The sequence below is a fragment of the Peribacillus frigoritolerans genome (assembly GCF_040250305.1).
In the GTDB taxonomy this organism is placed as follows: Bacteria; Bacillota; Bacilli; order Bacillales; family DSM-1321; genus Peribacillus.
This window is the reverse complement of sequence record NZ_CP158190.1, coordinates 3,264,673-3,283,166: the sequence shown is the minus strand read 5'-3', so window position 1 is coordinate 3,283,166 and position 18,494 is coordinate 3,264,673. Positions and strand designations below refer to the sequence as shown.

General features: G+C 41.2%; 16 protein-coding genes and 1 pseudogene. 14 read left to right on the top strand and 3 right to left on the bottom strand.

The genetic code is table 11. From position 1 onward, the window contains the following. Positions 1 to 101: 101 nt before the first annotated feature. Positions 102 to 872: pseudogene (locus ABOA58_RS16070) on the top strand (transposase); the annotation flags it as partial. A 110-nt stretch (positions 873 to 982) separates the two neighbouring features. Here the strand turns inward: ABOA58_RS16070 and ABOA58_RS16065 are convergent. Further along, positions 983 to 1,264 (bottom strand): hypothetical protein, encoded by a 282-nt coding sequence (locus ABOA58_RS16065; protein WP_350299184.1) that lies wholly within the window; start codon positions 1,262 to 1,264, stop codon positions 983 to 985. 505 nt (positions 1,265 to 1,769) lie between these two features. Between ABOA58_RS16065 and ABOA58_RS16060 the strand changes: the two genes are divergently transcribed. The 4 genes from ABOA58_RS16060 (at position 1,770) to ABOA58_RS16045 (ending at position 6,038) form a co-directional block, all read left to right on the top strand. Then, positions 1,770 to 3,941 (top strand): DNA topoisomerase III, encoded by a 2,172-nt coding sequence (locus ABOA58_RS16060; RefSeq protein ID WP_350299183.1) that lies wholly within the window; start codon positions 1,770 to 1,772, stop codon positions 3,939 to 3,941. 100 nt (positions 3,942 to 4,041) lie between these two features. Further along, positions 4,042 to 4,470 carry a transcriptional regulator MntR gene (mntR, locus tag ABOA58_RS16055; RefSeq protein ID WP_063234342.1) on the top strand — a complete coding sequence of 143 codons (429 nt, stop codon included), beginning with the start codon at positions 4,042 to 4,044 and terminating at the stop codon, positions 4,468 to 4,470. Positions 4,471 to 4,647: 177 nt separating this feature from the next. Next, complete coding sequence (locus tag ABOA58_RS16050; protein WP_350299182.1) at positions 4,648 to 5,343, top strand: class I SAM-dependent methyltransferase; 696 nt, start codon at positions 4,648 to 4,650, stop codon at positions 5,341 to 5,343. Further along, a complete protein-coding gene (locus tag ABOA58_RS16045; protein ID WP_350299181.1) occupies positions 5,343 to 6,038 on the top strand; it encodes an AIM24 family protein in 696 nt (231 codons plus the stop codon). Before ABOA58_RS16050 ends, ABOA58_RS16045 begins: the two co-directional genes overlap by 1 nt. A 107-nt stretch (positions 6,039 to 6,145) precedes the next feature. On the opposite strand, the gene metA is transcribed toward ABOA58_RS16045, so the two are convergent. After that, the gene (gene metA, locus ABOA58_RS16040) at positions 6,146 to 7,054 is read right to left on the bottom strand and encodes a homoserine O-acetyltransferase MetA (RefSeq protein WP_137017655.1); all 909 of its coding nucleotides are present in this window, start codon (positions 7,052 to 7,054) and stop codon (positions 6,146 to 6,148) included. Between the two features lie 168 nt (positions 7,055 to 7,222). On the opposite strand from metA, the gene ABOA58_RS16035 reads away from it, so the two are divergent. From ABOA58_RS16035 to ABOA58_RS15995, 9 genes are all read left to right on the top strand, one after another. Further along, positions 7,223 to 7,756 (top strand): hypothetical protein, encoded by a 534-nt coding sequence (locus ABOA58_RS16035; RefSeq protein ID WP_350299180.1) that lies wholly within the window; start codon positions 7,223 to 7,225, stop codon positions 7,754 to 7,756. 78 nt (positions 7,757 to 7,834) lie between these two features. Further along, on the top strand, positions 7,835 to 8,311 hold the full coding sequence (locus ABOA58_RS16030; RefSeq protein ID WP_350299179.1) for a glutathione peroxidase: 477 nt from the start codon (positions 7,835 to 7,837) through the stop codon (positions 8,309 to 8,311). 139 nt (positions 8,312 to 8,450) lie between these two features. Next, positions 8,451 to 9,296: a DegV family protein gene (locus tag ABOA58_RS16025; protein ID WP_350299178.1), complete on the top strand. Its 846-nt coding sequence runs from the start codon at positions 8,451 to 8,453 to the stop codon at positions 9,294 to 9,296. 53 nt (positions 9,297 to 9,349) lie between these two features. Further along, positions 9,350 to 9,994 (top strand): HD domain-containing protein, encoded by a 645-nt coding sequence (locus tag ABOA58_RS16020; protein ID WP_350299177.1) that lies wholly within the window; start codon positions 9,350 to 9,352, stop codon positions 9,992 to 9,994. Beyond that, positions 9,991 to 11,868 carry an ABC-F family ATP-binding cassette domain-containing protein gene (locus ABOA58_RS16015; RefSeq protein WP_350299176.1) on the top strand — a complete coding sequence of 626 codons (1,878 nt, stop codon included), beginning with the start codon at positions 9,991 to 9,993 and terminating at the stop codon, positions 11,866 to 11,868. The genes ABOA58_RS16020 and ABOA58_RS16015 overlap by 4 nt, the downstream gene beginning before the upstream one ends. Positions 11,869 to 11,998: 130 nt before the next feature. Continuing rightward, entirely contained in the window at positions 11,999 to 13,135 is a 1,137-nt protein-coding gene (locus tag ABOA58_RS16010; RefSeq protein ID WP_350299175.1) for a conserved virulence factor C family protein, read from the top strand. A gap of 302 nt (positions 13,136 to 13,437) precedes the next feature. Next, positions 13,438 to 15,108, top strand: coding sequence for a dihydroxy-acid dehydratase (gene ilvD, locus ABOA58_RS16005; protein ID WP_034311212.1), 1,671 nt, complete (start codon positions 13,438 to 13,440; stop codon positions 15,106 to 15,108). A 171-nt stretch (positions 15,109 to 15,279) separates the two neighbouring features. Next, on the top strand, positions 15,280 to 15,714 hold the full coding sequence (locus tag ABOA58_RS16000) for a BrxA/BrxB family bacilliredoxin (RefSeq protein ID WP_350299174.1): 435 nt from the start codon (positions 15,280 to 15,282) through the stop codon (positions 15,712 to 15,714). Between the two features lie 71 nt (positions 15,715 to 15,785). Continuing rightward, positions 15,786 to 16,565 carry a class I SAM-dependent methyltransferase gene (locus tag ABOA58_RS15995; RefSeq protein ID WP_350299173.1) on the top strand — a complete coding sequence of 260 codons (780 nt, stop codon included), beginning with the start codon at positions 15,786 to 15,788 and terminating at the stop codon, positions 16,563 to 16,565. Here ABOA58_RS15995 and ggt read toward each other — a convergent pair whose 3' ends face one another. Then, the gene (gene ggt, locus ABOA58_RS15990; protein ID WP_350299172.1) at positions 16,566 to 18,254 is read right to left on the bottom strand and encodes a gamma-glutamyltransferase; all 1,689 of its coding nucleotides are present in this window, start codon (positions 18,252 to 18,254) and stop codon (positions 16,566 to 16,568) included. It abuts the gene before it with no gap. Positions 18,255 to 18,494: the final 240 nt, after the last annotated feature.

Sequence of the window (18,494 nt, the reverse complement as noted above, 5' to 3'; positions counted from 1 at the left end):
TAAAGCAAAGGAGACCCCACTGAGGGAGTTGAAGATGAATGTTACAATAAAAGAAAAATGAAGCAAGGTGATATTATGGTTGTAACGTTTTTTAATTTTTTTGTTATCTTTTTATCATTGCAAGACATGTTAGCCATAAAATTAGAGGAATTCAGCTATTAGACCTTCGGAATTTGTCCAGACAACAGGAAATCGTCCTGAATACCGGAAGGTTTTTGGGGATCTATATTCGAAGGTTTCTTTGAAGGTTTCTTTATTGATGTTAAAGGAATATCCCACTTCAGAGGCGGTATTAACAGCCGGAGAAAGTAGACTAGCAGAGAGTGTTATAGAGTTCTGTTCAAGCCGATCGGGTGAATGGGCAAGGTAAAAAGCAAAAAAAATAATGGATTCCGCATCTCGAAATCCATTTCAAAAAAGCGTGTATGAAAGTCACGTAATCAATCTTCGTATGTATATTGAGTTGCTTTTTCAATACCAGGGACACCTTTCTGATTTGGAAGATCGTATAGTGGCCCTGGCAAATGAACTGGAAGAATATAAGATCATCCAATCGATTCCCGGTATCGGAGAAAAAATCGCAGCCACGATTATCTCTGAAATTGGTGAAATCGATCGGTTTAATTACCCGAAAAAACTGGTTGCCTTCGTTGGAGTTGATCCAAGTGTTCACTCATCGGGTAAGTTTACGGCAACCATTAATCGTATGACTAAAAGAGGTTCGAGCAGACTACGTCATTCTCTGTATCTTGCCGTACTATGTGGCATAAGAAGTTCAAGGAGCAAAAAGCTTAAAGCTTTCTTTGGATAAGAAAAAATCGGAAGGAAAGCCAGCCAAAGTGGCGATCGTTGCCTGTATGAATAAACTTTGATCAGTCTTTTTTTCAAAGCTACAGTTGATTCTTTTTTTAACAGATGTTTTAGCACAATACATACATAAACTGAGCTGGAAAGTTCCCTCCAAAGAGATTATTCGGCCATTTTAATATTTGAAAATGGGGAATTCAAGAATTATTTTTCTACAGATGCAATGATATCTTTTAGCTAACAGTTTAGAACCACTAGCACCTTTTAGATATTTCAATGTTCCTTCACTAGACCAATCAAATATCTTTATACTGCTCATTCCTTTATTTACTTCTTTAATGTTTAACTGGTTAGAAACAAAATTATAATTTGAAGGAATAATTTTATTGCCGGCTATAGCAAAGCATTTAAACAAACTATATGGTTGGTCTATATTGCTTATAATCACTCCATTCAACAGGTAACAACTCCTTTATACAATTAAAATAAGTAAGAATTTATTAAGTATTTTTTCCTTAGGTAATTCGGCAATCTTTGTATTTTTAATTAATAACAAAAGAAAGTTATATACATTTTGTAAAGTAATATGCTTTTCTTTAGTTCTTTTGCCAATTAACGTTCCTTTATTATACAAGGGGCTGTTTGGGGCAATAATTAGCTGTGTTGCAATCGAACTAATTTCTTCATCTAAACAGTGAAAAGTAATGTACACACATTTAATATTGCACTATTTGTATATACTCCGATTCACCCAAATCCGAAGTTTTTGCCTATTAACCTCCTAATTTTTGGGCGGATTTTTTCATCTCCCTGAAATCTCTACTAGTTCACCGAAGATAATCAATCATTTCATGCTTTCTACTATCAGTTCAGTAAAAACGAAGTCATATCTAGCCGATTGTGATAATTAAGGTATAATGATAGGGGAAAGATATTTTGTAACGGATTAGGTGAAGATGATCATGAAGCTAATCATTGCGGAGAAACCAGATCAAGGTTCAACGCTAGCGGCTCAATTTAAAACGAAGAAACAGCAAGGCTATATAGAAATCATGCCGAATGAACTTTTTCCTGATGGAGCTTATGTAACATGGGCTGTCGGGCATTTATGTCAACTTGTTTCACCGGAAACCTATCATTCAAAATGGAAAAAATGGTCGATGGAAACGTTGCCGATGATTCCTGAGAAATTTCAATATGAAGTGACCCGACAAAAGGCAAAGCAATTCAATGTTGTGAAGACCTTGCTTAGGAAACCGGAAGTCGATGAAATCATTCATGCAGGTGATGCCGGGCGTGAAGGAGAATTGATTGTACGCAATATCGTCAAACTATGCAATGTCAATAAACCGATGAAACGTTTATGGATTTCCTCTTTGACCCCAAAAGCGATTTATGAGGGATTCCAAAATTTGAAGAGCGAGGAAAAAACCAGGCCGCTCTATTATGAAGCGTATACGAGAGCTTGTGCGGACTGGGTTGTGGGAATGAATGCGTCGAGAGCGTATAGCATTTTATTGAAACAAAGGGGCGTTTCGGATGTGTTTTCAGCTGGTAGGGTTCAGACACCGACTCTTGCTTTGATAGTGAAGCGGGAAATAGAAATTGAGCAATTCAAGTCTGAACCGTTCTGGGAAGTGTTCGCTGACTTCAAGATGGATGGAAAGAAATATCAGGGGAAATGGCAGCAGAACAATGATCCGAGAATAAAGACAAAAGAAATGGCTGATAAAATTGCCGCCTTTTGCAAGGGTAAGGAAGCTGAAATAGTTGAAATGGATACTGAAAGGAAAGAATTTCAGCCGCCTTTGTTATTTAATCTATCGTCATTGCAAGCGACAGTAAACAAGATTTATAAATATTCACCGAAACAGACGCTTGATATAGTACAAAGTTTATATCAAAAAGGGATCGTTTCTTATCCACGTTCAGACTCCAATTATGTGACGGAGGGGGAAGCCGAAACATTTCCTGATATTTTGCAAAAACTAAGCGGATTTTCAGAATATGAATCCCTGTTTCCTTTGCCACAACCGAACATCATGAATAATAAACGGTTTGTAAATGAAAAAAAAGTGACTGATCACTATGCAATTATCCCGACGGAGCAGGTAACCGACCCGAAGCGGCTTTCCGCCGAAGAACGGAATATTTATGACTTGGTGGTGCGCCGGTTGATTGCGGCCCATTATGAGAAAGCCATTTTCGATTACACCACCATTAAAACGCTTGTCGATAAGCGTGCCGAATTCATTTCTAAAGGCAAGCAGCAGATCCAAGAGGGATGGCGCAAAGTGATATTCCAAGATGACAAGGATGATGATATCATTTTGCCGTCCGTTTCCAAAGGGGATACTGGAAAGGTCGCCAATATAAAGGTGAAAGAAGGAAAAACCCAACCTCCTAAGCGCTATACAGAAGGTCAGCTGATCACTTTGATGAAAACAGCCGGAAAGCATCTGGATAATGAAGAGTTAGAAAAAGTGCTGATGAAAACCGAGGGTCTCGGAACCGAAGCAACTCGAGCTGGCATCATTACCATGCTCAAAGACCGTAAATACATCAATGTCAAAAAAAATCAGGTTTTTGCGACAGATAAAGGGAAAGTGCTGATTACTGCCATCGGGGAGAAAATCCTGGCTTCACCTGAAATGACAGCCAAATGGGAACAGCGTTTGAGGGAGATCGGTGAAGGAAAGGCTTCAGCTGGCGGCTTTATGGAAGCTGTTAAAAAGATGTCAGCAAAAATCATCAGTGATGCCGTGGAATCATCGGAAAACTGGGATTTTCAAGGGCTGGACACCGAGTCGATTCAACGGAGCGGCCCTAAAAAAAGAAGCTCGGCATCTGTGGGCAGCTGTAAACTATGCGGTTCTAAGATTGTCGATAAAGGGGAATTCTATGGATGTGTAAGTTATCAAAAAACAAAGTGTAACTTCACTATCTCCAAAAAAATCCTTAATAAGAAAATCAGTCAAGCTAATATAAAAAAGCTGTTGGCGAGCGGTGAAACGGATTTGATAAGCGGTTTTAAAAAAGGGGAAAAAACCTTTGATGCCATTTTATCGTGGTCCGATTCTGAAAAGAAGATCAGTTTTACATTCCCAACAGAACAAAACGTCAAGCAATCTTGAAGAAACATCATTAAAGGCGCCCTGAGACTTATATCTTCTTGTTTCGGGGCGGTTTATATAGTAAAATTTTTAGATATGCGTTTGAATGGGAGGATTCCGAATGCCTACACCGAGCATGGAGGATTACATAGAACAAATTTATTTACTTATTGAAGAAAAAGGATATGCAAGAGTTTCCGATATTGCCGAAAATCTTTCCGTCCACCCATCTTCTGTTACAAAAATGGTACAAAAACTGGATCAGGAAAAATATTTGATATATGAAAAGTACCGGGGTCTCGTTTTAACCGCAAATGGGAAAAAAGTTGGTAAAAGGCTCGTTTACCGTCATGAACTTTTAGAACAGATGCTAAGGTTGATTGGGGTCAAGGAAGAAAATATTTATCATGATGTAGAGGGGATTGAACACCACCTTAGTTGGAATGCCATCGATAGGATTGGAGACCTGGTTGAATTCTTTGAAGAATCTCCTGACCGTGTCGAGGATTTACGAAAGATACAAAAAAGAAATGAAGAAAATTCAAAATAAGCTGCCGCTGGCAGTTTTTTTTTTATGTATTTGAAAATCACTAGGGGGTGACGTTTTAAAAGAGGATTTTTGAATTAAGAGCAGAATAGCTATAGGGAAGCCCCGGTATTTTGATTCGGGAAAATTTTTTTCAGGAACTTATTTAGTTAGAGGTTAAATGGGAGGATGAATGTTGAGATGAATTTACATACATGGCATGAAGAGTCGAAAAAGGAATGGGATGTTTTTGCACCTATGTGGGTGAAGAATTCGCAAGAAATGTGGGAATCGGGGAGCCGGAAAAACATTATTCCTTTCTTTTCTGAATTTGTACCTTCGGGAGTGAAGGTGGCTGACATAGGCTGTGGAGATGGAGTTGGTTCCTTAAAATTGGCCGAAGCGGGATATGAAGTAACCGGAGTTGATTTATCCAATGTGATGATTGAATATGCAAAGGGAAAAACCGCTCAACAAACAGGACTTTCTTTCCTGCAAGGAGATTTTTATAACCTTCCATTCAAAGATGTAGAAATGGATGCGGCAATGGTCATTAATTCTTTGGAATATACGGGTGAACCATTAACGGTGATGAAGGAAATCCAACGGGTATTAAAGCCTGGAGGTTATGTCTGTTTTGGAATACTTGGTCCAACAGCTGAACCACGAAAAAAATTCAGTTTTCAACGGTTATTAGGAGACCAAGTCATCATGAATACAATGCAGCCTTGGGAATTTGAAAAAATGGCTTTAGAAACGGGGTGGAAGGCAGTAGCTGATACCGGGGTTGCAAAGAGAGGGGTGGACTTTACAAAGCTGGGACATTTTTCAAAGGAATTAAAGCAAGCTGTATCGTTCATGTGGCTGTTCCTCCTGCAAAAAGAGGTGGGGCAGTGATGGAGAAGTATCAAATCGATCAATTCGTTGAAAAGACGAAGCAGCAGGATAAAGGGCAAGGATTATTCGAACTTGAAACGGAACGAATCCTGGAGATTAATTTGGAAAAGCAGATCTGGGCAAAAATGGGGACGATGGTTTCTTATCGCGGCCATATTAAATTCGAGCGGGAAGGCATCTTGGAGCATGGTCTTGGTAAACTCTTTAAAAAAGCCTTAACTGGTGAGGGTGCATCATTGATGAAAGCGACCGGAAGCGGCAAGCTATACGTCGCGGATCAAGGGAAGAAGATTTCTATTTTACAGTTAAATGGTGAATCGATCTGTGTTAACGGAAATGACTTACTTGCATTTGAGCCGGGGATTTCATGGGATATAAAAATGATGCGGCGCATTGCCGGGTTATTGGCAGGGGGATTGTTCAACGTAAGGCTCGAGGGGAGAGGCATGGTCGCATTCACTTCTCATTATGAGCCGCTTACTTTAATGGTGGAACCTGGGAATCCGGTCTATACGGACCCGAATGCCACAGTAGCTTGGTCAGGGGAATTGCAGCCTGAATTCGTAACGGATGTCTCATTGAAGTCGTTCTTTGGAAGGGGAAGCGGCGAATCCGTTCAAATGAAATTCGAAGGTCAAGGATTTGTGGTCGTCCAACCTTTTGAAGAGGTGTACTTCGGTAATAAAGAATCATGAAACAAACAACCTGAGTCAGTAACTCAGGTTGTTTCCCATGATAATCCGAAGTGGCTTCTCAAGAAAACGATTCACTTAAGAGTGAACGCTTCTTTTTTCTTACCCTTTCAATCCCACTCATAAGGGGTTGATTGGTAGACATAATAGTTCAGCCAATTCGAGAACATCAAGCTGCAATGGCTCTTCCAGCGGTGAAGAGGCACCTTGGTCGGATCGTTATCAGGAAAGTAATTTTCAGGGAGCTGCGTATTGATTCCACGCTCCCTATCGCGCTTGTATTCTTCACCGAGGGTATCGGCATCATACTCAAAATGGCCGGTTACCATAATTCTTTTTCCATCTACTGAAGCAGCGATCAATACACCAGCTTGATCGGACTGTGCGAGAACCTTCAGTTCGGGATGGTTAACTAGCTTTTGATAGTCAATATCCGTATGGCGAGAATGAGGGGCCATAAAATAATCATCGAATCCGCGGACTAGATTTTCATTCGGTTCAAGGACCTCATGGGTGTATATCCCGAAGCATTTCTCTGGAAGTTCATATTTGCCTATTCCATAATGATGGTACAGGGCAGCTTGTGCCCCCCAACAGATATGTAGGGTGGATGTGACATTTTCGCTTGACCAGTTCATGATATTCTGCAGCTCTTCCCAATAATTGACGTCTGAAAATTCCAGCTTTTCTACTGGAGCGCCTGTAATGATCAAGCCGTCATATTTCTTCGTGCGAATTTCATTAAATGATTTGTAAAATTGATCTAAATGAAATTTACTTGTGTTTTTTGATTCATGTGTGCTCAAGCGCAGGAATGATATATTTACTTGAATGGGAGTATTGCCAAGAAAGCGCAGTAACTGGGCCTCCGTTTTTTCTTTCTCTGGCATTAGGTTTAAAATTAATATATTCAATGGACGGATTTCCTGATTGGTAGCTCTTTCCTCATCCATAACGAAGATATTTTCCTGTTCTAAAATTTCCCTTGCTGGCAGTTGTTCCGGAATTCTGATTGGCATGATTAGCCTCCTTCTTCAAAAATCATAATATTTTAATTATATAGAAAATTATTGAATAGAAAAGCTATTTTAATAATTTCTTGTAAATCCCGAAGGAAATGGCCCGGGAATGGTAAAATGGGAAGATCATGAATACATAAACTTATAAGTTGGAGAGGTGTTTGGAGATTGTTTGATCCTACAGCATTTGAGAACATGAAGGTGGTATTGGAAGGAGCGGTTTACGATCGTGACTTCATTGGAGATATATTGGTCATAAACCGTGATGATATAGTGAATCTCTCAACCATGTCCAGATCATATAAGATTGAGATGGAATTGAAAAAAACAATCGCGCCTATTTCGATTAGCGGTGCCATCGAGTTACACGCTTCACTCAAGAACCTAAGTTCGGAATTACTGGATGCCGATATTGATGATGCGCATACGGGCTGCACGGTCAATATTTACATTTCTTTTCCAAAAAAGCTTGATGGAGTGAATGCAGAACAATTGTTGAACGACCTGGAAAAAATTTGGGGAGATCAAAGAATCATTACCGTGACGACCAACGATACGGTCAGTAAAAAAATGCAGCCAGTTACTTCATCTATATGTAAAGTATCATTTGGAAGGCTTGTAAAAGAAGAGCAAATGGATGATTTGGAAGACATGGTAGAGTATTTGATTCAATCCATCCAAGCAGTGAAGATTCCTGGATGATAGGCAAAGGATAAAAGTTGGTAAACGTACCTTTAAATACGGTAAAATGAATCATCATACTAAAGGGAGAGATCATATATGTCCATTTACGAATTTGAAGTCAATAAAATTAATGGCGAAACCATCTCGCTTGAGGAATATAGAGGGAAAGTGATGATCATAGTGAATACCGCAAGCAAATGCGGTTTTTCGCCACAGTATGATGATTTGCAAAGCCTGTATGTGCAATATAAAGAGGATGGGGTTGTCGTACTTGGTTTTCCGTGTAATCAGTTTTTGAATCAGGAGCCTGGTGATGATCTGGAAATCGATTCATACTGCAAATTGAATCATGGAGTAACATTCCCGATGTTTGCCAAAGTGAATGTTAATGGAAAGGAAGCCCATCCCTTATTCAGCTATTTGACTGAAAATGCTCCTGGAGTGATGGGGTCCAAATCAATAAAATGGAATTTTACAAAGTTCTTGATTGACCGAGATGGAAATATCGTCAGCCGGTATGCGCCTAAAACAAAACCTCTGGAAATGGAAGAGGATATAAAAAAATTATTATGAGCAATGATATCGAGTCCAACGGAAGCTTCTGTTGGGCTCTTTTTTAAGGTAAGAAATTTATTGCATGCATCCGTTTTTTTGATGGGACAGAAGGTTGGGATGTTGAATATAATAAAAGACACAAATGAGGGGGGAAAACATGGAACGAATTGCATGGGTAACAGACAGTACGGGAACTTTAGACGAAGAATTATCATTGAATGAACATGTATACGTCGTTCCGATGGTCGTCATCATCGATGGGAAGGAATACGAAGATGGCATCGACCTATTACCTGAGGAATTATACCGGCGGATGAGTGAGGAAAAAATCACCGCCACTACGTCACAGCCGTCGGTCGGCAAATTCCAAGAGTTATATAAGGAGCTTGAAAAACGCTATGATCGAATCATAGCCGTACACCTTTCAAGCGAATTGAGCGGCACCGTTTCCGCGAGCAGGCAAGCGGCACAAATGGTTACGATTCCCGTTGACGTTTTTGATACTTTACTTATTTCCTTTCCGATGCTATTAATCTTGAAACGGCTCATGCATCATATGGATAATGGCGATTCCGTCAATGAGGCTTTCGTCAAAACGAGAATGTATGCGGATAACCATGAAACCTATGTATTAATAGGTTCTTTAGATCAGCTGCACCGCAGCGGCAGATTAACAAACGCCCAGTATATTCTAGGTAGCCTATTGAGCTTTAAACCTATCATTTCAATCGAAAACGGTTTGCTTCATACTAAATCCAAACCCCGGAACCTTAAAAAAGCGGAAAAACAGATCTTCACTGATTTTCGCAGATCAGTCGAAGCGGGCAAAGTAAAAGAATGCACCATATTATATGGTGCAGTGTCGGAGCAGACACATAGATGGAAAAAGATGATTTCCGAAGAATTTCCTCATGTGTTGACCCATGTATCCCCACTGGGCAGTGCCATCGGGGTGCATACCGGCGAACAGACGATTGGACTCAGTTGGTTCAATGAAGATTAAAGCACACCATTATTGAGAACCATGGTAAAATAGAAAGGACATGGAGTGGTGAAATGAAACAAACGATGATTGAATTAACGGAGAAGTATGTATATGACCAATTGAATTCTGATGCCAGCGGCCATGATTGGTTTCATATCGATCGGGTTCGTAAGCTGGCTTTACATATTGCAAAAGAAGAAAGAAAAGGAAATGTGTTCATCATTGAAATGGCAGCTCTGCTTCATGATATCCCGGATGATAAACTAAACCAGGAAGCCGATGGAGGCTGGAAAAAGCTTGATGCTTGGTTTGATGAAATAAAGTTGGATATTGATAGTGTGGATGCCATCAAACAGATCATCAATACAATTTCATATAGTGCAGGGCAGTTGAAGCTTCCCTCGATCGAGGCTGAAATTGTTCAGGATGCGGACCGCTTGGATGCAATTGGTGCCATTGGTATAGCCAGGACATTTGCATTTGGCGGAAAAAAGGGACAACTTATGTATGATCCTTCATTGCCGATAAGGGAAAACATGACCAAGAAGGAATACAGGGATGGCAAAAGCTCTTCCATTCATCACTTTCATGAAAAGTTATTGCGTTTGCAAGATATGCTCAATACTTGTACAGCCAAGAAGATTGCAAGTGAAAGGCATGAATATATGATTGGATTTTTAGAGGAATTTAATAAGGAATGGGATGTACGATTATGAAAGTTTTTAGCATGGAACATGTAATGAAAACCCAAGGGGAAAAGCTGCTTTTTAAAGATGTCTCTTTTTCCATTACCGAAGGGGAGAAAATCGGGATCGTTGGAATAAACGGCACCGGTAAATCGACATTATTGAATATTATCGCAGGGTTGGAAGACAGTGATTTAGGAACGAAGGATCACCCGAATGATTACACGATTTCCTATCTATCCCAAGACCCGCATTTTGATGAGAAATTGACCATCATGGAATATATGTATGAAAGTTCAACTCCTGTATTTTCGTTGATTAAAGAATATGAAAAGACGCTCGTTCAACTCCAGGTAGATCCGCAGAATGGCGCAGTACAGGACCGTTTGTTAAAACAACAGCAGGATATGGACACGCTTGGCGCCTGGGATACAAGTGCCAATGCCAGAACGATTTTGACCAAGCTTGGTCTTCCTGATCACTCAAGGAAATTGGGGGAACTGTCAGGCGGCCAAAAAAAACGTGCGGCCCTGGCAAAAACCTTGATTGAGACCCCTGATTTACTGATTTTGGATGAGCCTACAAACCATCTCGATTTCGAAAGCATCACTTGGCTTGAAGAATATTTGGGGAAATATCAAAAGTCCGTTTTATTTGTAACCCATGATCGATATTTCCTTGATCGTGTGTCCAATAAGATTTGGGAAATTGCCCAAACTCAGCTTTTCGAATACAAAGGAAACTATGCGGATTATTTAGAATCAAAGGCCATTCGTGAAGAGAACGAGTCAGCTGAAAGAACGAAAAAGGAAAGTCTATTCAAAAAAGAACTGGCTTGGATCCGTAAAGGAGCCAAGGCCCGTACAACGAAACAAAAGGCCAGGATCCAACGCTTCGAAACATTGGAATCAGGTGTAAAGGATAAGCAGAAAACCGAGAACCTGGAAATGGAATTAAGCGGTGCCCGTCTTGGGAAAAAGGTGCTTGAGATGCAGGATGTTTCTAAATCCTTCGGTGATCGAACCATCATCAACCATTTCTCCTTCCTCTTCAAACCTGGTGATCGGATTGGGATCGTCGGTAATAATGGCAGTGGAAAGTCAACCTTGTTAAATATCCTGGCCGGACGGGAATCCATAGATGAAGGTAACCTGGAAAAAGGTCAAACCGTGAAAATAGGCTACTATACGCAAGAAAGCGTCGATATGGATGAGAATTTGCGCATGATAGAGTATATTCGTGAAACGGCGGATTCCATCGCCCTTAAAGATGGCAGTTTCATATCGGCTGCGCAGATGCTTGAAAGGTTCTTGTTTCCTATGGGATCGCATGGAACGCCAATCCGCAAGCTGTCCGGTGGGGAGAAAAGGCGATTATATCTCCTTAACATATTGATGTCGGCACCTAATGTCCTGCTTTTGGATGAACCGACGAATGATTTGGACACGCAAACCTTGACCGTTCTGGAGGATTATTTAGAAACGTTTTCAGGTGTGGTCATTACCGTATCACATGATAGGTATTTCCTGGATAAGACGTGCCATCAGCTTCTTGTTTTCAAGAATAAAGGTGAAATTGATTTCTATTACGGCAATTATTCAGAGTTCTTGGAAGAAAAGACGGAAGAGGCCGTGCCGGTAAAAGCACCGGAACCTCAGATGAACCGGACCGAAAAGAAAAAGAAAAAACTGACCTATGCGGAAAGTAAGGAATGGGAAGGAATCGAAGGGAACATGGAAAGGGCCGAGCTGCGCCTGAAAGACATAACATCAGAAATGTCAGCGGCGGGAAGCGATTTTGAAAAAGTCCGCCTGCTGCTCGAAGAAGAAAAGGAACTAACGGATAAATTAGAGCATTTGATGGAAAGATGGACGTATTTAGCGGAAAAATTGGAAGAGGAATGAGTGTGGAGACTGGTCCAAGGGAGCAAACTTGGATCGGTCTTTTTTTTGCCAATCTCAATTGCATGAGAATCTGTTGCCGATGTGATAATATCTAGTACATGGAAACGTCTTGTAAAAGGAGAGAAATGCATTGAAAATTAAGTCGATAGAACCTACACCAAGTCCGAATACAATGAAAATCAATTTAACTGAAGAGCTATTAGCTGGTAAAAGCAATAATTATAAGAAAGATCAAGCTGATCAGGCACCCCAGCTGATCAAAGATTTATTTACGATCGAGGGAGTGAAAGGGGTATATCATGTTGCGGATTTCTTAGCCGTTGAGCGGAATGCGAAATATGATTGGAAAGATATCTTGGTCCAAATCCGTCAGGTTTTCGGGGAAAAAACCGAAGAACAAAATCAACAAACAACATTAAATGAACATTACGGAGAAGTAACTGTTGCCATTCAACAATTCAAGGGCATTCCGATGCAAATTAAAGCTAGTGATAGCTTACACGAAAAACGTTTTGCCTTACCGGAATATTTCATAAAGGGCATTGCAGCTGCCCAAAAAGAAGATGACAATGTAGTCCTGCTTCGAAAATGGAAGGATTATGGCGTAAGATATGGTGATATGGAAGATATCGTGAAGGAAGTATCGGACGAGCTGATTGCAGCTTATCCGGAAGAACGAATTAATCGGCTAGTAGCCGCTGCAAATGAAATGGTGGATACGAAGGAAGCATTTCTGAAACGGCCAAAAATTAAACTTACTGCAGAAATGCTGAATGACGAAAGCTGGGAAAAGCGTTATCAGGCTTTAGAACAAATGGAAGATCCAACGGTTGATGATATACCCGTATTGGACATGGCACTCTCCGACAGTAAGGTCTCCATTCGAAGGCTCGCGGTCGTATACTTGGGTATGATCGAGGATAGAAAAGTGCTCCCGAGCTTGTATAAAGCAATGAAAGATAAAAGTGCGGCCGTAAGACGAACGGCTGGTGATTGTTTATCAGATCTTGGCTTTGAAGAAGCGATGGGAGAAATGGCTCAATCACTTTCGGATAAAAATAAATTGGTTAGATGGAGGGCGGCGATGTTTTTATACGAAGTGGGAAATGAAACGACCCTCCCTTATCTTAAACAAGCGGAACAGGATCCTGAATTCGAAGTGGCCCTTCAGGTCAAGATGGCCATTGACCGTATAGAAAATGGGGAAGAAGCTAAAGGTTCGGTTTGGAAGCAAATGACAGAATCAAGGCAAGCGAATGACAAGTGATTTGGAATAACCCAGGCAAAAGGCATGCGGATGATTTAATCCGCATGCCTTTTTATTTTTGCGGGACATTTCCAGTCGTTTGACATAAGTTCCCCTCAGGGCGAATCCCAAAATATTAGTTTCTAAGATATAAAATTGATCTCTATTATTTTAGTAAAATGATTTTTGTAGATATTTAGTGTTGAATGGTTGCATTTGTATATAAATATGTTAGAATTTTTAGAGTATACTAAAAATTATATTATTCTGAATCATTAAACATTTAGTGGGAATTGGGGGTACAACAAATGTCTACATCAAATATGAGAAGTGACATGATTACAAAAGGGGTCGATCGAGCTCCACATAGAAGTCTGCTGCGGGCAGCAGGGGTTAAAGAAGAAGATTTCGGTAAACCGTTCATAGCGGTTTGTAATTCATACATCGATATCGTTCCAGGTCATGTCCACCTTCAGGAATTCGGAAAAATAGTGAAGGAAGCGATTCGCGAAGCGGGCGGTGTTCCTTTCGAATTTAATACGATCGGGGTAGACGATGGAATTGCAATGGGTCATATTGGTATGCGCTATTCCTTACCAAGCCGTGAAATCATCGCAGATTCCGTGGAAACTGTTGTATCGGCACATTGGTTTGACGGTATGGTGTGCATTCCAAACTGTGACAAGATAACGCCGGGAATGATGATGGGAGCACTTCGTGTCAATATTCCTACAATATTCGTAAGCGGCGGACCCATGAAAGCAGGTAAAGATAAAAATGGTAAATCTCTTTCATTAACATCCGTTTTTGAAGGGGTGGGTGCTTATCAAGCAGGTAATATCAATGAAGAGGATTTGCAGGAAATCGAGCAGGTTGCATGCCCTACTTGCGGTTCTTGTTCAGGAATGTTCACTGCAAACTCCATGAACTGCCTGGCTGAAGGATTGGGACTTGCGCTTCCGGGAAATGGAACGATTCTGGCGGTAGCCGAAGAACGTAAGGAATTCGTTAAGAAATCCGCTAAACAGTTGATGGAGATAATCAAACAGGATATCAAGCCTCGTGATATCGTAACGATTGATGCAATTGATAACGCATTTGCATTGGATATGGCGATGGGCGGTTCGACCAACACCGTTCTTCATACACTTGCATTGGCACATGAAGCAGGTTTTGAATATCCGATGGAACGTATAAATGAAATAGCTAACCGCGTACCGCATCTAGCGAAAATCGCACCAGCATCCGATTATCATATTGAAGATGTACATAATGCCGGTGGTGTAAGTGCCGTCATTAATGAGTTACTCAAAAAACCAGGTGCCTTTAATGGAGATTGCCTTTCTGTATCAGGTAAAACGCTCCGCGAAAATGTTGCAGGTTGTGAAATATTGGACAAGGATGTAATCCATCCATTGGATAATCCGCATTCTGAGCGTGGCGGGCTTGCGGTATTGTTCGGTAACCTTGCTCCTCAAGGCTCCATCGTAAAAGTGGGCGCCGTTGACGCATCAGTTGGTGGCTACCACAGGGGTCCTGCCATTTGTTTCGATTCCCAGGAAGATGCACTTTCCGGGATCATTACCGGAAAGGTTAAGGAAGGGGATGTAGTGGTTATTCGTTACGAAGGGCCTAAAGGTGGGCCGGGTATGCCGGAAATGTTGGCACCAACTTCCCAAATCGTCGGGAGGGGACTTGGAGCGAAAGTCGGTTTGATCACTGATGGCCGCTTTTCAGGCGCATCTCGAGGCATCAGCATTGGTCATATATCCCCTGAAGCAGCTGAGGGAGGCCCGATTGCCTTTGTTGAAGATGGTGATATCATCGAATTGGATTTGAATAATCGCAAAATCCAATTGGAAATTTCCGATGAAGAATTCGAAAAACGCAAAGCGAATTGGAAGGGCTTCGAGTCAAAAGTCAGGACAGGCTATTTAGCACGTTATTCCAAACTTGTAACGAATGCCAGCTCAGGCGGAGTGATGAAAGTTTAAGTTAAAAGGAAGACTAAAACATGGTGGCAGAATGAAAGTGGATTCTGTCACCATGTCTCTTTGTGAGGAACAATGAATTTCACAACTCTTTAAGCGTCATTTTTGCATATGCACTTAACAATATAGTATGATTACTCTAATTGAAGAAATGTAACCAAGGGGGTTTTTTTTATGTCGATGGCATATGATGAATATATGAAACAAATGGTGAAACCAATGCGTGCGGAACTGGTGCAAGCAGGTTTTGATGAGTTGGAATCCGCTGAAGCGGTTGAAAGTTTTATGGAATCGGTAGAAGGTACGACACTAGTGGTCGTGAATTCCGTTTGCGGCTGTGCTGCCGGGTTAGCCCGTCCAGCTGCTACTCAAGCCGTACTGCAAGCAGACAATAAGCCAGATCATTTAGTAACTGTATTTGCCGGCCAAGATAAGGAAGCGACTGCTAAAATGCGGGAATACTTCGATGGAATAGAACCTTCTTCACCATCAATGGCTCTTTTAAAGGGCAACGAGGTCGTACATTTCATTCCACGCCATGATATAGAAGGACAGCCAATGGAAGCTATCATGGAAAATTTATTGGCAGCGTTCAATCAAGTAAAATAAGTGATAAAGCGGAATGTCCTGGAAACAGGGCATTCTTTTCAAATTTAAGAGAGTATGAAGGGGTAGGATTCATGTTTGTCACAACAGTAGGAAGAGCCGATAAAGAAACGATGATATTAGCAAAAGGGTTAGCTGAAGAATTACATATCCCCTTTATAGCCCGAAGAAAACGATCGGTGAGAGATATCCAAGCGGAACAGGGTGAAGATGATTGTCTTGTTTTTGGTAAAAAGCGGATGGAGTTATATCGATACCAGGAAAAAGAACCATTCTTTTTCCACCCGAACCTAGCGATGATCCGTATAAAAAGAATAATGCGCGGAGAGAGTGATCCATTTCTCATTGCCGGAGATATAAATGAAGGGAACTCTGTGCTTGATTGTACCTTGGGTTTGGGCTCTGATGCGATTGTCGCAAGTTTCAAAGTGGGTGAACATGGACAGGTTGTCGCACTGGAAGGAAATCAATATTTGGCCTTGCTCGTGGAACATGGGATGAAGACATGGGAGGATGCAGAAGAAACGATGATTTCTGCGATGAGAAGAATAGAGGTCATGCAAGGTGATCATTACGAAATTTTGAAAACATTGCCTGATAATCATTTTGATGTCGTATATTTCGATCCCATGTTTGAAGAAACGATTCAAGAATCGAATGGGATCAGGGGACTGACTCATTTTGCGGAAGGTAAGGATTTATCTGTGGAAATAATGAAAGAAGCCAAGCGGGTTGCGCGAAAGAGAGTCGTGTTGAAAGACCATTTTCGCAGCTCCCGCTTTGAGGAATTTGGATTTGACGTAATAAAGAGAAAAACATCCAAATTTCATTTTGGCTTCATTTCCATTCAGTGATCAGGATTTATAATCTGTTTCGTCCAGGCCCATGGCACAGCCTTCTCGGCTTGAATCGGCAGCACCATAGTTAGAGCCATCAGGGTTGATTTGAATCGCTTGGACATTCCCTATGGAGTGGGGAACTTCATTAAAGGCGAAGCCCATTGATTCCAAGTGGCCTTTGCTGGTCATATCAATTCCTGGTTCCCATTCAATATGAGGGCCCATTGGAGTGAAAATTCTAGGTTCTTCGATGGCTGCTTTCAAATCCATTTTCATATCGAGTACATTGATGATCGTTTGCACGACTGAACTGATGATGGTTGGTCCTCCAGGTGAACCCAGCGTCAAGATCGGCTCGCCGTCTTTAAAGATGATGGTCGGGCTTTTACAGCTGACTGGGCGTTTATTGGGCTGCACTTCATTCATGCCGCCTGGAATGGAATCAAAATCAGTCAGTTCGTTATTCAGCATGAAACCATAGTCGGAAACCATGATGCCTGAACCGAATGGATGTTCCACTGTAGACGTGCATGCTGCGATATTCCCCCATCTGTCACGGACGGTGAAGTGTGTGGTTTCACTGATATCCTCTTCATTAGGCTGTGGAATGACTTCCCTTTGCTTCACTGAATCATAAATCCAAGGGTTTCCGAAGTCAATGGCATTATTTCTTGTTTTGAAATTAATGAATGAACGGCGTTTAGCTATATACTCATCATGCATGAGACCCGTCAATGGCAATTCGGCAAATTCGGGATCAGCGAGAAATGCCTTTTTGTCTGTAAATGCCAGACGCATCGCTTCTGCTATTAAATAATATTTTTCCCAAGAACGGACGTCATATTGTTCTATATGGAAGCTCTCCAATATTTTCAGGATTTGGATGACCGTGAATCCGCCAGCACTTGGGGCATTTGATGACGCAATTAGATAATCCTTATAAGTCCCATACATTGGTACATCGATTGTAGCTTTATAGTCCTTTAAATCAGAAAGCTCCATGAACCCTCCAAGCTCCTGAATACAGGAAATGATGCCTTCTCCGATTTCACCTTCATAAAAAGCGGAAATTCCTTCACGTTGTAAGATCCGATAGGTATTCGCCAGTTTTTCTTTTATTAGCAAATCGCCATCCTGATAGGGTTTTCCGTTTGGCATGAAGAACTTACGAGCTTCATCGCCCAATCGATATTCAAAATTTTTAAGAGCGTCGCAAAGAACCCAATTGACGGGAACTCCTTTTTCTGCAAATTCAATGGATGGTTCGATGAGGTCCGCTAATGGCTTACTGCCATTTTCAGCGAGTGCTTCATCCATAGCTTTCAGTATTCCGGGTATGCCTACCGCTGTGGCTTTGATTGATCTTTCTTTAAATGGGATGACTTCCCCTTTTTCATCAAGAAACATGTCTCGATGTGCGGCTTTAGGTGCTCTTACATGGCCATCGTATATTTTCGTTTCTTTATCTTTAGCGTTATATACCATTAGGAAACCACTTCCGCCGATACCGGTCATCATGGGCTCCACAATATTCAGGGCAAATTGGATGGCGACCGCCGCATCGACAGCATTTCCACCTTCACGTAATATTTTTTCCCCTATGGAGGTGGCTACCGGATGAGCTGTAACGACCATTCCGGCGTCCCCTTTAGCTGTTTCCCTTTTGTAATCCTTATCTTTAATGATCTCATTGTTGTTTTCCAAAATAATTCCTCCATTATTCAGTCCTTTTATCTGCCAAAAGGTAAGGCTTATGTTTGAATGAAAAGAAAACCTTGTCATTGTAGAAGAATGACAAGGAGATTTTTCGTAGGTATTCATTTATTCTTAATCAGCAAATGATAAATATACGAAAAATGCTAATGTTACAAGACATAAAGCCACCATGGCAGTCGAAGCCATATAAGACCCCTCCTTAAAAAGACTTGAATCTAATTAAGTTCT